Annotated in this window: 11 protein-coding genes; 4 read left to right on the forward strand and 7 right to left on the reverse strand. The window is 58.3% G+C overall.

The features are described from left to right. Window positions 1-88: 88 nt before the first annotated feature. A complete protein-coding gene (locus ACLBWT_RS13575; protein ID WP_447663632.1) occupies window positions 89-4,210 on the reverse strand; it encodes a S8 family serine peptidase in 4,122 nt (1,373 codons plus the stop codon). A 402-nt stretch (window positions 4,211-4,612) separates the two neighbouring features. Between ACLBWT_RS13575 and ACLBWT_RS13580 the strand changes: the two genes are divergently transcribed. Together ACLBWT_RS13580 and ACLBWT_RS13585 are read left to right on the forward strand one after the other, a co-directional pair. Beyond that, window positions 4,613-6,178: a histidine kinase N-terminal 7TM domain-containing diguanylate cyclase gene (locus ACLBWT_RS13580; protein WP_447663633.1), complete on the forward strand. Its 1,566-nt coding sequence runs from the start codon at window positions 4,613-4,615 to the stop codon at window positions 6,176-6,178. A gap of 131 nt (window positions 6,179-6,309) precedes the next feature. After that, on the forward strand, window positions 6,310-7,299 hold the full coding sequence (locus ACLBWT_RS13585) for an oxidoreductase (protein WP_447663634.1): 990 nt from the start codon (window positions 6,310-6,312) through the stop codon (window positions 7,297-7,299). A 174-nt stretch (window positions 7,300-7,473) separates the two neighbouring features. Here ACLBWT_RS13585 and ACLBWT_RS13590 read toward each other — a convergent pair whose 3' ends face one another. From ACLBWT_RS13590 to ACLBWT_RS13605, 4 genes are all read right to left on the reverse strand, one after another. Further along, entirely contained in the window at window positions 7,474-7,983 is a 510-nt protein-coding gene (locus ACLBWT_RS13590) for an N-acetyltransferase family protein (protein WP_447663635.1), read from the reverse strand. Window positions 7,984-8,088: 105 nt separating this feature from the next. Beyond that, complete coding sequence (locus ACLBWT_RS13595; protein ID WP_447663636.1) at window positions 8,089-8,244, reverse strand: DUF6254 family protein; 156 nt, start codon at window positions 8,242-8,244, stop codon at window positions 8,089-8,091. 50 nt (window positions 8,245-8,294) lie between these two features. Further along, window positions 8,295-8,903: a hypothetical protein gene (locus tag ACLBWT_RS13600; RefSeq protein ID WP_447663637.1), complete on the reverse strand. Its 609-nt coding sequence runs from the start codon at window positions 8,901-8,903 to the stop codon at window positions 8,295-8,297. A gap of 251 nt (window positions 8,904-9,154) precedes the next feature. Continuing rightward, a complete protein-coding gene (locus ACLBWT_RS13605) occupies window positions 9,155-9,994 on the reverse strand; it encodes a PPK2 family polyphosphate kinase (protein WP_447663639.1) in 840 nt (279 codons plus the stop codon). A gap of 418 nt (window positions 9,995-10,412) precedes the next feature. On the opposite strand from ACLBWT_RS13605, the gene ACLBWT_RS13610 reads away from it, so the two are divergent. Beyond that, on the forward strand, window positions 10,413-11,162 hold the full coding sequence (locus tag ACLBWT_RS13610; protein ID WP_447663641.1) for a GTP pyrophosphokinase: 750 nt from the start codon (window positions 10,413-10,415) through the stop codon (window positions 11,160-11,162). 55 nt (window positions 11,163-11,217) lie between these two features. On the opposite strand, the gene ACLBWT_RS13615 is transcribed toward ACLBWT_RS13610, so the two are convergent. Further along, window positions 11,218-12,105: a hypothetical protein gene (locus ACLBWT_RS13615; protein ID WP_447663643.1), complete on the reverse strand. Its 888-nt coding sequence runs from the start codon at window positions 12,103-12,105 to the stop codon at window positions 11,218-11,220. A gap of 200 nt (window positions 12,106-12,305) precedes the next feature. Then, complete coding sequence (locus ACLBWT_RS13620) at window positions 12,306-14,171, reverse strand: LTA synthase family protein (RefSeq protein ID WP_447663644.1); 1,866 nt, start codon at window positions 14,169-14,171, stop codon at window positions 12,306-12,308. Window positions 14,172-14,416: 245 nt separating this feature from the next. Here ACLBWT_RS13620 and ACLBWT_RS13625 point away from each other — a divergent pair, with 245 nt between their 5' ends. Beyond that, entirely contained in the window at window positions 14,417-15,004 is a 588-nt protein-coding gene (locus ACLBWT_RS13625; RefSeq protein ID WP_447663645.1) for a sigma-70 family RNA polymerase sigma factor, read from the forward strand. The last annotated feature ends 10 nt before the right edge of the window (window positions 15,005-15,014 follow it).

The following is a 15,014-nucleotide window of genomic DNA, read 5'->3' on the forward strand; positions in this document are numbered from 1 at the left end:
ATTCTTATCTTAAACGCAGAGGAATGTATTTCCTGCAATAAAAAAACACCTGATCCCCGTCGGGGATCAGGTGTCGGGACGAGCAAGCTTAGATCAGCTTGCCGCCTTGAAGCAGCTTGTAGATGACGGTTGCGGCCGCTTCGCGGGTCGTAGGAGCAGCCGGCTGGAACACGGTGGAACCGTTCGCCGAGGAGCCTTCCATGAGACCTGCCGCCGTTACGAAGGCAATGCTGTCCTTCGCGAAGGCGCCGAAGCTTGCAGCGTCGCCATACGTGCTGATTTTGCCGCCCGTTGCTTTGATATCAAGCAGAGTGGAGGCTTTGGCCAGCATGACGGACAGTTCCTGGCGGCTGATGATGCCGTCCGGACGGAACGTGCTGTCGTTGTAGCCGTTGATCAGGCCGGCTGCATAAGCAGCATTGACAGCATCACTGTACCATGCGCCGGCTTTGAGGTCGGTGAATGGAGCAGCGGTCGTCGTGCTGAGGCCTAGGCCGCGCGTCAGCATCGCGGCGAATTCGGCGCGGGTGACGGAAGTCTTCGGCGAGAACTTCGTAGCGGACGTGCCGTTGATCAGCAGCTTCTCAGCCAGAGCCTGGATGCGGCTCTGAGCCCACGAAGAGGAGATGTCGTTGAACGCGACGGCTTTCTTGGCTACGGCGTAGGTGGAGAAGCCAGGGCGGTTCACGACAACGGTCGTCGTTCCGTCTTCATTTGCAGTGAATACGGCTGGAGCCGGTGCTTCCTTGCCGTTCTCGAGGAACAGGACGCCGGCTTTTTCAGCCGATACGCCTTTGTCCAGCGTGAACGAGCGCTTGATGAAGGTCGATGCAGGCACAGCGATTTCCTTGGAGCTGGATCCGGTCACGACGTTCACCTGGAACGTTACCGGAGTGCCGACGACTGTTGCCGATGCGAATTTGGAACCGGCAGCCTTTTGGATGACGAGCTCCAAACCGCTTCCTGCAGGCACGGATTTCAGGAGCGAGAGCGGAAGCTCAAGCGTTTCCGTACCGGTGGTCAGGTAGAGCGAGCTTCCTGCAGGTGCAGTCGACAGGAGCTGTACTTGATCCGCAGGCAGGCTCAGCTTGGAAGCTTTGCCGGCTTCGGCAGCCGCGCTGACGACAAGAGCCAGCTTGGTCGTGCCGGTACCGATTGCGGCTTGCAGATCCGCATAGGTAACCGTAGTAACCGTTGCGGAAGCTTCGGACGCGGTCGCGGATTTGACGGCGACCTGCTGTTGGCCTTGACCAACGACAGCCTTCAGGGAAAGGCTAGGTGCTGCCGGAGTCGGCGCCGGAGTCGGAGCGACTGCGCCCACGCCAGGGAAGAAGATCGGGCCGGTCGTCGTACGGGCTACGGAGAACGGAAGGTAGCCGATCGTTTGGGCTGCGATTTTGCCTTTGACGATCTTATAAGCTTCAACGCTGAGGCCGTACTGGCCATCCTTCAGCTGCGCTGTCGTTGTGTTTCCTTTCTCGTCATCGATCTTATAGGTACCGTCGAAGCGGCTTGTATAGACCTTGGATTCGAGGACGGAACCGGATGAGTAAGCGTCGTTGTACGTAATATAGCCGACTGTATCATCGTTGATGTCGCTGATGGTGATTTGGTAGTAGTTCATGCCTTCCGCTGCAAGGCGGAACGAGATGTCCATGAAGTCGTTGATGCCGTCTCCGTTAGGGGAGAGCTGGCGAGTCGAGAGCGTCAGATCCTGAATGCCGTAGCCGGTGTCAGGCTTCTGATCGCCGACATGGACGACAAACGGGATGTGAAGCGTCGGCAGGCCTGCAGCAGTCAGGACAACTTGTCCCTCGTAGACGCCTTCGGGCGCATCCTTTTGAGGAGCTACGCTCAGAGAGAAAGCAGATTTGCTTCCTGCGCTGGCGGAAATCGTGCCATTGACGAGACCATCCAACAACACTTTGATTTTGCTGTTGTCCGGAGTATTGACCGGGCTGTCCGAATAAGGATCGCCAGTCACTTCGTTATTAAGCGAGTAGGTGGCGTTATAAGTAACCGCTGCATCTGAGGTGTTGTTGACCTGCAGATCGATCGTCTTGAAATCGCTGCCTGCCTTCATCACTCCAAAGCTGGCGTTGTCACCGTAGTTCGTCGTCGGAACCGGGTTCATCTCTTTGTCGTAGAGAACAAGCTGTTCGACCGTTTGCAGAACGGCAGGAGTTTTGATCGCTTCCGCGATGTTGACGCGGCCTGCTCCTTGGGAATAAACGTCGTACAACGTACCTTCCGCATCGGAGATCGGATCTGCCGTATTAGCGAGTGCCGCGCGGATTTCGAAAGGAGTCCAATCCGGATGCTCCTGCTGGAGCAGGGCGGCGAGTCCGGCAACATGCGGCGTTGCCATGCTGGTGCCGCTGATGCGGTTGTAGGCTTCCGCATAGCTGGCGTCAGGATTCGTCTTGCCGTATGCCGGCCAAGTGGACAGGATGTTCACGCCCGGTGCGGAGAAGTCCGGCTTGATGCCGAGAATGCCGTCCGAATTCGGGCCGCGCGAGCTGAAGTCGGCCATGTGGTCGCCCTGATCCACCGTTTTTGGATAGATGGAATCAAAAGCGAGCTTGAGGCTGGAGCCTTGGTTGGCTTTCAGGAAGCGAGCCAGCGCACGTCCTTTGGATCCTTCGAGATCAAAGGCAGGAATGAACTGCAGGCTGTCGCCCAGATAGGCCGTCGGGCCGATCCAGGAATTGCGTCCCGCGATGCTTTCGCTCAGATTGGCCGTATTCGCATCGGTTGTCAGCGCATTGCCGTTGAAAATGACGATAGCCTTGGCATGATGCTCCTTGGCGATGGCGATTTTGTCGACAAACGCCAGCGTGCCGCGGGAAACGAAGACAATTTTATCTTTTACGTCGAGGCCTTTGTAATCCGCCTCGGCTCCGAGATTGGCGTAAACGGCGGATTGCTCCTCGCTTCCGATCAAGGAGGCGAAGTCCTCTCTGCCGGTATACCAGCCCATGACGTTCAGGGCATTGTTGGCGTACACGCTGCCCGCAACCGTGGTGCCGGTGGAGTTGTAGACCGAAGCGCTGACCGATGCTCCGTAATGATTGCTCGGGCTAGTGGCGGCTCCGACGGAAATCGCCAGCTGGCTGGAAGCCGGGGAGCCCATGGAGTAGTAGTACTGCTCCGAACCCTGGGCATTATTGCCGTTGGCTACAACGGCTACGACGCCGGCTAGAACCGCATTGTTGATCGCGATGGAGTCGGGAGTGAATGCGTCCTTGGCATCATCGGAACCTAGGGACAGGTTGATGACATCCATCCCATCCTGTACGGCATGCTCGATTCCGTCGATGACCTGCGCCGAGGAGCCGGAAGAGCGGCCGGTTTCTTTATTGAAGCCCAGTACCTTGTAGACATAGAGATCGGACTCGTAGGCAACGCCTTTATGTACGATCTCGGAGTTGTTCTCTGCGCGGGCAGCGATCGTGCCGGATACATGCGTGCCATGGGAGGTGCCTGCATTGCCGGTTTCTTCGTCCGGGGACTCCTCGTAAGGATCATCCGTGTTGAAGTAGGAATCATGGCCGCCTTTGTAGGCATTTTTCAGATCCGGATGAAGGTAGTCTACGCCGGTGTCGATGACGCCGACTTTGATGCCTTTGCCCGTCAGGCCTGCATCCCAAGCCTCGGGAACGCCGATCTGCTTGAGCGGATTGATGTCATACTTGTATGTCGTTTCGGTCGCAGTAGGGGAGCTTGTAGTCGGAATGGAATAATAAGTACGGTTCTCATAAATCGACTTGACTCCTGCAATCTGTGCGAGAGCCGGAATCTGGTTGGCCGGAAGCTCGACCTCCATCCCGTTCAGCACCGTATCGAACTGGTAGGTGACCTTAAGATCGATCCCGCTTTTCTTGGCAGAGGCGATGACACCGGATTGCTGGCGGCTGATCGCGCTCTCGGTCGCTTCGGTGCTGAGGGATTTAACGCCCATTTTCGCGGCGTATTTGCCCTCGGCGATCGTCGCTCCGTCCAGCTGGACAATAACTTTGACAGGTTTGCTGGACGAAGTGTCCAGGCGGGAAGAAATCATGGCGTCGATTCCTTTGGTCAGGCTTTGGGCCAAAATACCAGAGGAGACAGGCGATGCAGCGGCTTGGGCCACGAGCGGCTGAAGCAGCAGCGCGGCAGACAGCGTGGTGGACAAAGCGGTCAGAATGATTTTACGGCGGGACTTCTGCAAGCAGGTACCTTCTTTCTATAAGTGTGTTGACCTTCCCCTTGGAAGGCGTACGAAAAATGAAAGATAACGTGACATTATTCGACATGGAATCTCTCATCTCTCGTGTGTGATAAAAGAATACTTCTCCTAATCTTCTTTGTCTAGTAATAATTAACAAGAATTTAAGTTTATTTTAACGTTGGCCGAATAAATCGGCGATTAGTTATTGTATTAATGCGTTAAAGCATTTAATTGACGCAGGCACTTCTATTATGCGTTCTCCGTTTCCTATCTTACAGTTATCTCATAATAATAGAGGATAATAGAGTAGGCCTCGCTCCATATATACATGGGTCTGAAATCCCATCTCTAACTTCTATTTCTCCATTATCTGCTAGAATTCGACCAGGGGGTTATCACATCATGCGTATGACCTGGACATACCTGGCCGCCGCGTGCGTTCCGATCGCGCTTATCCTGCTGATCATGCCGTACAGGCGGGTGCCCGGCACTTCCATATATATCGCCATGATGGTTCTCTCCGCCGTGTTCAGCTTCGCCTCGCTGATGCAATACGTCATGCCGGAGCTGCAGACCAAGGTGTTATGGCGCAACATCTCGCAGATTGCGATGTTCATCTATCCCGTGCTCAGCTTGTTTCTGGCTTTGGCCCATTCGCGGTACGAGCGGTTCGCGCGAATCCGTCCCATCATCTATGCCTCCCTGGTTCCGTTAGCGGCGATTCTGCTCCTCTTCACCAATGACTATCATCATCTCATGCGCACAGCCGTGAGGATCGGCGCCAACGGCATGCTGGAGATCGAGAGGACGGCGCTGAGCTCCATGTTCATCTCCTACAGCTCGGCCAGCCAAGTTCTCGGCATCGCCGTGCTCTTCCGCACCTGGCTGACGGCTGCAGGCACAGACCGGCGCCGGCTCCTGGGCTTGATCGGAGCGGTGCTCATTCCTCTTGTATCCATTAATGTGAGGCTGGCTAATCCTGCCTTGTCCCAAGGCATTCTTGGCGCGCTGGTTTTCTCCACGTTTCCGGCCGGCCTGCTTATTTTCTGGAGCCTCTATCGCTTTCAAGTGCTCCATGTCGTCCCGATTGCCCGGAACAAGCTGTTCGAGATCATGAAGGACGGCATCGTGGTGCTCGATACCCGGCAGAGAGTGATGGATCATAACGCATCCGCTTCCCGGCTCATTGCCAGAGCGGGCGGGACGCCAGGAGGGGACTGGCGGGGGCTGCTGCTGGAGCAGCTGATACCGGATGCCGAAGCATGGTCGGAAGCTCATGAACGACGGGTCGAATCCGAGGCGAGGCTTCGCTTCAGGCGGCCGGGATCCGAGGATATCTGGCTGGAGGTGAATGTCACTCCGCTCGTGTCGGGGCGGGGGGACTTCTATGGAACGCTGAGCGTCATCAGCGATATATCGGAATCCAAAAAGGTCGAGAAGGACCTGCGCCGGAGAGCGGCGATAGACGGTCTTACGGGATTGTACAACCGCACCGGCTTCATCGAAAGGGCGCAGCGCCATCTCGCGCTCTGCGCCGAGAACGAGCGGCCGTTCAGCCTGCTCATCATGGATCTGGATCTATTCAAAGAAATCAACGACCGCTACGGCCATCAGAACGGAGATCTGGCGCTGCAGACATTTGCGGAAGCGGCTCAGAGCGCCGTGGACGGCACCGCGATGTTCGGGAGAATCGGCGGCGAGGAGTTCGCGGTCGCGGTGCCGGGCGCCGGGGCCAAGAAAGCGGAGGAGATTGCCGAGCGCATCCGAACGGCTGTCATGGCAGCCGAGGTGCATGCTGATGACGGCAGGGAAATCCGACTGACGGTCAGCATCGGCGGCGCATCGACAGACTTGAAGCCGATGGATGGGGACAAGCTTTTCCTGCTTTTGTACGGGGAAGCAGACCGATGCCTGTATCAAGCGAAGAAAGATGGCCGCAACCGGGTTGTTTTCCACCAAGACGATTGAATAGAAGCTCGGGGCAACCCGGGCTTTTCGGGCTATCCTCCATTAGAAGAGGCTGGTCTTGACCCCGTGCGGCTACGGGAGGAAAATAAGGGTAATCTTAAGTGGTCATCATATTCCAGGGAGGGGACGTCATGCTTCAATTCAGAGCGCTGATCGTGGACAAGCAGGATGAAGACGTGGAGGCGGCCGTGCAGACGATGGAGGAGGCGAAGCTGCCGGAAGGGGACTTGTTGATCCGGGTAGCTTACTCCAGCATCAACTATAAGGATGCGCTCGCCCTTGAGCCGGACGGGCGGATCGTCAGCCGGTATCCTCTGATCCCCGGAATCGATGCGGCAGGCGTCGTGGAGAAAAGCTCCGCACGCAAGCTGCCGCCAGGAACAAAGGTGATTGTCACAGGCCATGGCTTCGGCGTGAGCCAGCATGGAGGGTATTCGGAATACGCCCGCATACCGGCGGAGTGGGCAGTGCCGCTCCCAAAAGGGCTGACCCAGCGCGAGGCGATGGCTCTCGGGACAGCGGGATTGACGGCTGCGATGTCCATCCAGAAGCTGGAGGACGGAGGCGTGAAGCCGGGCAGCGGCCCGGTCGTCGTGACCGGAGCCAGCGGCGGCGTGGGCACGCTCGCCGTCTCCATGCTGGCAGGACTCGGCTATGAAGTCGAGGCTGTATCCAGCAAGCCGGAAGCCGCCGGCTTGCTGAGGGAGCTCGGAGCAGCCCGGATACTGGACCGCGAGGAGCTGCTGCCGGCAGAGCAGCGGCCGCTGGACAAGCAGCGGTGGGCGGGAGCGGTCGACTGCGTAGGCGGGGCGATGCTGACGAATGTGCTGAGCCGGATCCAATACGGCGGAACAGCCGCCTGCTGCGGCTTGACGGGAGGCTCGGAGCTGACCGGAAGCGTCTTCCCGTTCATCCTGCGGGGAGTGCAGCTCTGCGGCATCGATTCGGTGTGGGCGCCGCAGGAGCTGCGGACCAAGCTATGGAAGCGGATGGCAGGAGATCTGAAGCCCCGCGGCCTGGAGCGGCTCATCCGCGAGGTGGAGCTGAACGATGTTCCTGAAGCGGCTCAGGCTTTGATTGCCGGACGCTCCGAAGGTCGCAAGGTGGTCCGGATCGGTTGAGTCGATCTCGGGGAGAAAGCATCAGCCCTTAGTACCTGAAACTGGCCGTCTGGAAATGAAGGGCCTTTAATGGTCCCTTCATTTCCAGACGGCTTTTTGGCTGGACAAATGAATGCCGAAAAAGAAGGTCGGCGAGATCGTCGAGCAAGCAGCCGCTTGCCGAGGTTCCGCTCGTTAAACCTTGCGGCCCACGTACACAAGGTCGCGGCTGATTCCGTCCAGGATGGCGACATCCGGGAGGCGTCCCCACTGTCCGAAGCCATGCTTCTCGAACAGGCGAAGGCTCGGTTCGTTATGCCCGAACACGAGGCCGACCAGCGTATGGACGCCGATCGCCGGGCACGCTTCCATAGCCTTCCGCAGGAGCGACCCCCCGATTCCTTGGCCGCGCAGAGCCTCCGACAGATAGATGCTGATTTCGGCGGTGCCGTCATAGGCTGCGCGCGGATGGAAGGACTGGAAGCTCAGCCAAGCCACGATATGTTCGCCGTCCTTCAGCACCCACAGCGGACGGCGCTCCGCCGAGTGCTCGTGAAACCACTGGATTCGGGCGTCGGTCGAGATCGGCTCCAGATCCGCCGTCACCATCCTTCCGGGTATGGTCGTGTTGTAAATGGCCACGATGGCGGGGAGATCGTCAAGCGAAGCATCGGTGAGAGTATAGGACAGCAGCGTGTCGTTCATGGGTCGTCTTCCTTTCAATTCCGGGGCTCCGGCAGCTTTAAGACCTATTTTAGCATGAAAAACCCGCGCTGCCATAGAGGGCGGCGCGGGCTGGACAAGGGGACCTTACGGGGTCGGCGGCTGAGACGAAGACACGCCTTCAGCCTGGGAAACGCCGAGCTCGTCGGCATATTCCTCGAGCGATTTGATTTTGCCGTGCGGCTGCTGGTTTTGCTTGCGCTGCTTCCAATTGCTTTCACGGCGGTTTTTAGCTGTGCTCATATGGCCCCCTCCTTCCACTCGGTAGAATGGGCGAAGAGGCGATGATCTATTCAAGGCGCTTCAGCTGAGCTCACATGGGATAGATAGGCCTGCGGCTCGCGGCGGATCGATTTCGCAGCCAGCTTGTAGGCTTCGGGAACAAGGGAGCGGTACAGTTCATAGAGACCGGCGATTTCCGCCGCCAGCTCGGAATCGTTGTCGAGATCCGATGCTTTGGCCGCGGGGAGGGGCTTGGGCGGCCCGTCGGCTTCACAGAGCTCGGATGCTTCGGCGCCGGTGGCATTTTGGCCGATCCGCTTGCGATGCACAGCTGCCGTATCCGCGAGCGCTTCAAGCAGCTCAAGCGATCCGATCCGCCTCAGCGCCGCCAGAATGGCAGCCCACTGCTCCGGCGACTGAAGCAGCAGCCCGGTCCAGGCATAATACTCCCAGGCCGAGCCGCGGGCATGGCCGTCCAGCACCCGCAGCATGAAAATATTCTGCCTTTCCGGTGAAAGGCTGCGATAGGCGGCTGCTTTATCCCCTTCAGAAGCTCCGCGGAGCTGGGCGAGCAATGGCCCGATGCAAGCCGTAACCAGCTGTTCATCGCCCATCTCCTGCCATCGTTCCCGTTCGATGATCGGCTTGGCCGTCATCGCCGATTCCATCCCATTCGTCATTGAATTCCTCCTCTTTCAAGTCAGGCCATGCCAGTCCGACGCAGTTGGTTCCTTCCATCTGCTCCGAATGCTTTCATGCTCGCCGGCAGCCAGCGTTACCGAATTCGCCGGCAGTTTAGCGGTTTCCTCCCATCGGTCGGGAATGGCTGCGCCAGATGTTTGATAAAATAAACCTGCAAGCGAATCAGCATAGATGTACGAATGAATGCCCTGTGCATCACGCAAGAAGAAGGAGGGACAATTGCTTGTTTTCAGGTTTCCGCCTCTATTTTTTCCAGGCTGGATTCCTCGATCGGAAAAGCGGATAAATCCAGCTCCGGCTTCGGATATTCCAGACCGAGCTTCTCCAGCTCCTCCACAAGAATGCGAAGCACAAGATAATTCCGGAACCAGCGGTTGTTGGACGGGACGATATGCCATGGGCAGCCGTCGGTCGCCGTCCGGCGGATCGCATCCTCATAGGCGGAGGTGTATTCCTTCCAGTACTGCCGCTCCTGAAGATCAGTCGGATCGAACTTCCACAGCTTCTCCGGATTCTCCATCCGGTCCCGGATCTTCTCCAGCTGGAATTCGGGAGAGATATGCAGGAAGATCTTCACGACGAGCACGTTCTGCGTCGTCAGCATCTCCTCGAAGTGCCGGATCTGCTTCAGGCGGCGGCGCGCTTCCTTGTCGCTCACGTGGCCATGCACGCGCGTGATGAGCACCTCTTCATAGTAGGAACGGTTGAAGGCGGCCATGTAGCCTTTGGCCGGGACATCCTTGTGGGTGCGCCAGAGAAAATCGTGGGCGCTCTCCTCCTCGGTCGGCTTCTTGAAGCTGTAGGCGCGGAAGCCGCCGGGATTGATGCCTCCGAACACCTTCTTGATGACGCCGTCCTTGCCGCTGCAGTCCATGCCCTGGAGAACGACGAGAACGCCGTCGCTGCGGGAGGCGAAGAGGCGGTCCTGCTGCTCGGCCAGCCTCTCCAGCAGGTCTCTGAATTTCTCCTCAACTTCTTCCTTGTCCTCGAATCCGGCGGTATCTTCGGGATCGTAGCTTTTCAGCCTGAGCTTGTTGTCGCTTCCGACCCGATAACGGTCCATGTTCATTCGACAGTCACCTCCTGGGATGATTCAGTGTGGAGATAGATCTATGAAGTAGATTACCCCAAAAAGCGGAAACTCCTGCCGGAGTTGCCGGATGGACGGAAAATAGATTGTTTATTTGCTGCCTCTGCTTCTGTGTCCGGGCCTGGCGATGACAGCAGAAGATTATATCCCTTTCATGGAAAGTTTGGCGCCAAGACGCTGCAAAGCGCTCGGCTTCCGCGGACGGGGGCGGAGCGCTGCTCCCGTTGAAGGATCTTCCGGCCTTTCCGGCAGGCCGCTTCCCCGTGCCCGATGGGGCTGCCATATCCAGACGGGACGGCTCCAGGCGCGCCCGGACCGTTTTTTTGAAATCAGGGGGCGTATTGTGAGATGATAAGGGGGATCAAAGCGGCCCAAGCGGCCGGGCAAGGAGCCATCCATGAACTCTTCGCAGCTGCAGCCATTCAAGAAGCTGAAGAACGACATTACCCGTTTCATGATGATGTACAAGTTCGCCCTGGACGAGATGGAGACGAAGATCGAAATCCTCAAGGAGGAATTCCAGCTTCTCCACGACTACAATCCGATCGAGCATACGAAGTCGCGCGTGAAATCGCCTGAAAGCATCATGAACAAGATCTACCGCAAAAATTGCGAGTTCTCGCTGCCCGCGATCAAGGAGAAGATCCAGGATATCGCCGGCCTTCGGATCACCTGCTCGTTCGTATCCGATATTTACCTGATCCACGACATGCTCAAGGTGCAGAAGGATCTCGCCATCGTGCAGGTCAAGGATTATATCGCTCATCCCAAGCCGAACGGCTATCAGAGCTTCCATCTTCTGATCGAGGTGCCGGTCTACATGTCGGATCGTCAGGAGAAGGTGCTCGTCGAGGTGCAGATCCGCACGATTGCGATGGATTTCTGGGCAAGCCTCGAGCACAAGCTGTATTACAAATACAACAAAGCCGTTCCCGAGCATCTGCTTCGCGAGCTCAAGGAGGCGGCGGACTCGGCCGCTGCGCTGGACCTCAAGATGGAGCGGCTGCATCGGGAAGTCCAGTCCCTGCAGGAGGAAGAAGAGGAAGAAGGCGACTTCCTGCCGGCGCTGTTCGGCGAGGGAGAGCGCCGCGGCCTCCAGATTCCGCCGCAGCTGCTCGGACTGCTCGGCGGCCCCGACTCCAAGTAATCCGCAGCTCTTCGTTGCCAGGAGAAGCTAAACAGCAAGGTCCCGGCCATGTCCGTCATGGCCGAGGGCCTTTTTGGCTTGCCCGGGCAGAGCCTTGCGGAGCGCCCGGCCGTCCATGCTCGGCCTCCGGAGCTTCCAGCTGCTCGTCGGCATCGAACGGGAACCTCTCTCCGGCAAGGCTGCTCGTCAGCAGCACCGTCGCGGGGTCGGAGGCATGAGGCTCGGAAAGCCTGCGCGCGGCGCTGCATTCCCGGGCGGCCTCGTACCGGTCCCGAAGCGAGGAGGTGAGACTCTCCGCAACGGCGGTAAGGCTTTCGTGTGAAGTTTCAACAAATCCGAGCGCGCTGCATTGCGGCAGCTCCCGGTCATGCAGCTCATCGAGAAGCTTCTGGCTCAGCTTGTGGCGATGGAAAGGGCCGAGCAGCAGCTCGTTCTCAGCCTCGACAGGGAACAGAAGCATGTACAGAAGCTCGAAGCAGGCTCTCTCCGCGCTGTCGGACGAGGGAGACGGAGAGGGGACGGCTACGGCTGTCTGCACTTGAATATAATAACCGGCGTAACTCTCGCAGAAATGCTGGTACTCTTGCTCGAATAAGGCCAGCTCCCGCCAGATCAGACCTGCTTCAGCACTGTACAAGGAGATGCGGCGGAGCAGGCCGATGAGCAAAAAATGACGTTTGAGCTCCCGTTCCATCCAGCTGTATTTCTCATCCGTCAGCTCGGGGTTGGCGCGCAGCACCGTTTCTCGCACCTGCAGCAGCCATTCCTCAGGCAAGGCCTCCTCGAGCCTGCGCTCCTCCTCGGCGAGTTCTGCCGGCATCCCCGGAAGCAGCCCGGCCTCGGTAGATGCAAGCTCCCTATAGAACGGTTCCCCTTCGTATTTCTTTTCTCCGTCGCCGATCTTCGCCGGCTCTCCCAGCAGATTCATCAGCTTGCCCAGCATCCGCCATCACCCCTTCTGTAGATTCCTACTTACAATTAACCCTGCCGGAGGCGCGGGCAACCGCGACGGCTGGAAAAAACGCAAGAAGGCCGCCCCTAGAGGAGCGGCCTTCTTGCGGTCATGTACGGCGACGCGGACGCCGTCCAGATCGAGCGTCCGCAGGACGGTCATCTTGGCGGCATCGATAAGGAGTGCGGAAGTCAGCGCTGATCGCCTCCATGCTCCGGCAAGGCTTCCATATAGCTGTCCGACAGGCGGAGCAGCTCCAGCGCCCGATTGTAGGCGTCCTCGTCGGAGCCTGCGGCAGGGACGCCCGACTTCAGCGGATAGCGGCTCCCGTCGTCGTACCCGATGCCGGGAATGTACATCGAGCTGCCGCTGAGCAGCGTGCCGGAAGGCAGATAATAGCGCTGCGGCAGGATGTTTTGCGTTTGGCTGAGCAGATCCTGGCCGAAATGAAGCTGTCCGTCCAGCGATGCTCCCGCAAGGCCCGCGATGGTCGGAAGCAGGTCGACCTGGCCGCCGAGCGTATCCAGCTCGGTCCCTGGAAGGGCGCCAGGAAGCGAGAGAAGGAGCGGAACGTTGATCATGTCCGGGTAGCCGTATTCATGGCCCAGAATTTCTTGCATGAGCTCCTTGTCCTTGCGGTCGAGGGAATAGAGCGGAAGTCCTTGATGGTCGCCGTAGACGACGAGGAGGGAATCCTCCCACAGTCCCGCCGCCTCGAGCTCCTCCACCAGCTTGCCGAAGGCGTAGTCGGCATAGCTTTGGGAGGCGATATAATCGCCGACAAACGTGTTCTCGTACCGATCCGGAAGCTCGAAGCGGCTCAGCCCTTCCGGAAGCGTGAACGGATGGTGGGCCGTCATCGAGATGATCTGGGCATAGAACGGCTTGCCCTCGCCGCTCATCTCCTTGAGCTTGCCGACCGACTTGGCATACAGCGTCTCGTCGTCGGCGCCGAAGAACACCTGGTTGTCCTTGCCGAAAAACTCCTGGTCGTAAAACCGGTCGAAGCCGACCGCCTTGTACAGCTCGCGGCGGTTCCAGAAGTCGACGACGTTCGTATGGAAGGTCGCGGATTGATAGTCCTGCTTTTTCAGCAGCTTGGGCAGGCTCGGAACTTCCTTGTAGGCATAGGACATCGTCGCAGCTCCGCTGCGCGGGATATAGAAGCTCGTATTGACGACGAACTCCGCGTCGGAGGTATTGCCCTGGCCGACCATTTGATGAAAGTTGTTGAAGTACAGGCTTTCCTGCGCCAGCTTGTTGAGGTTCGGAGTTACCTCGCGCCCGTCCAGCTCAAGGCCGATCAGGAAGTTCTGGAACGATTCCAGCTGCAGGACGATGATGTTCTTGCCTTGTGCAGCGCCTTGGAATGCGGACTTCTGATCCGAATCAATGCCCTTGAGCTCGTCGATGCGGGCTTGCGTCACTTTCTCCGGGTCTTCCAGCTCCGTCTGTCCCCGGTCCACGAGCGCGAACGCCTCGTAGCTCAGGATGCCCATCTCCTCGGCTTTGGTGTGCTCGTTCATGCTGGCGCGGTTCGGCACGATATTGAACAGGCACAGGGCAAAGGACAGCACTGCGACCCCGGCGAACACGGCTTTTCGCCGATTGAAGCGCGCGGCGGGCTTGTTCAGCAGCTCTCGCCGCTTGCGGATCAGAATGACGGCCAGGACGATGATATCGAGGAAGATCAGCGTATAGTAGGGATCCATCAGCGAGAAGACGCTGTTGCTGACCGCCGTCACCTGGTTGACCTGCTGGAGCGCGTGCCAGGTGGCGATGACCCCGTAATATTTATGGTACATGAAGACAGAGAAGAGGATGCCGGTCAGTGCGGCGTCCGCAATGACGTAATAGATCAGCTTGCGCTTGCCTGCGAACATCTCCAGCAGGCCGAAGATCAGCCATGCGAACGGGAGCTCCGTCACGAGAATCGCCCACGACGGGCCGTCGTCGAAGACCACGAACCAGGTCAGCATGCATTTGAGCAGAATGATGATGGAAAAGAACAAAAAAGGCCGGCTGGAGAACATCCGGGTAAACCGATTTCTCTGCAAAGTCAAACCTTCCCTTCTTAACATTTTATAAGTAAAACATTACGTAAAATGTCAGATTTAAGATTCAGTTTACATTATGGGGAATGCGCAAGGCCTTGTCAAAATTCAGGAAAGGCAGCCAAAGGAAGGAAAGGGGAGAAAAGCGGCGGAAGGAAGCCGGATAAGTTTAATTCCCCGGGGCTGATACATTTGCTCGACGGCATTCGTCTTTAATACAGCTGCAGCAAGAAAGGAGGATGGGACCTTTGACGATTCCGGAATCGGCAACGTTCAAGCAGTTGTTCTATGAGCATCATCCGGCCGTTCTTCGCAAGCTGACCGCGCTTCTGCGCGACGAGGCGGTGGCGGAGGATCTGGCCCAGGAAACGTTTCTGAAAATGTACCGGCAGCCGCCGGACAGCCTGGAGGCGGCCGGAGCATGGCTGCACCGGGTTGCGACGAGGCTCGCTTACGACTATATGGGAAGCGCCGCAAGGCAGCGCAGGCTGGCTGAACGGCAGGAGCAGCAAATCGCGGTAGATGGGATTTCAAGCCCGTCCGGCGAGGACGAGCTGATGCGCAGGCTCGATCAGGAAGAGGTGCGCGACTGGCTGGAGGAGCTGCCCGAGCGGGACCGCCGGGCGCTTCTGCTCCGGTACTCCGGATACAGCTACGCGGAGATAGCGGAGGAGCTGTCGGTACGGCAGCCGGTCGTAGGCACCCTGCTGGCGAGGGCGACGGAGAGGCTGCGCAAATGCGCGGCGGCTGCCGAACAGCGGCAGGGAGATGAGGGCATGGCCCTGACAAGCCCGGCGGGGCTCGCATCGGTTCAGCCGAAAGCGGAATTACGCTAAAAGCGTAGTG

This window comes from Paenibacillus sp. D51F, from assembly GCF_053345695.1.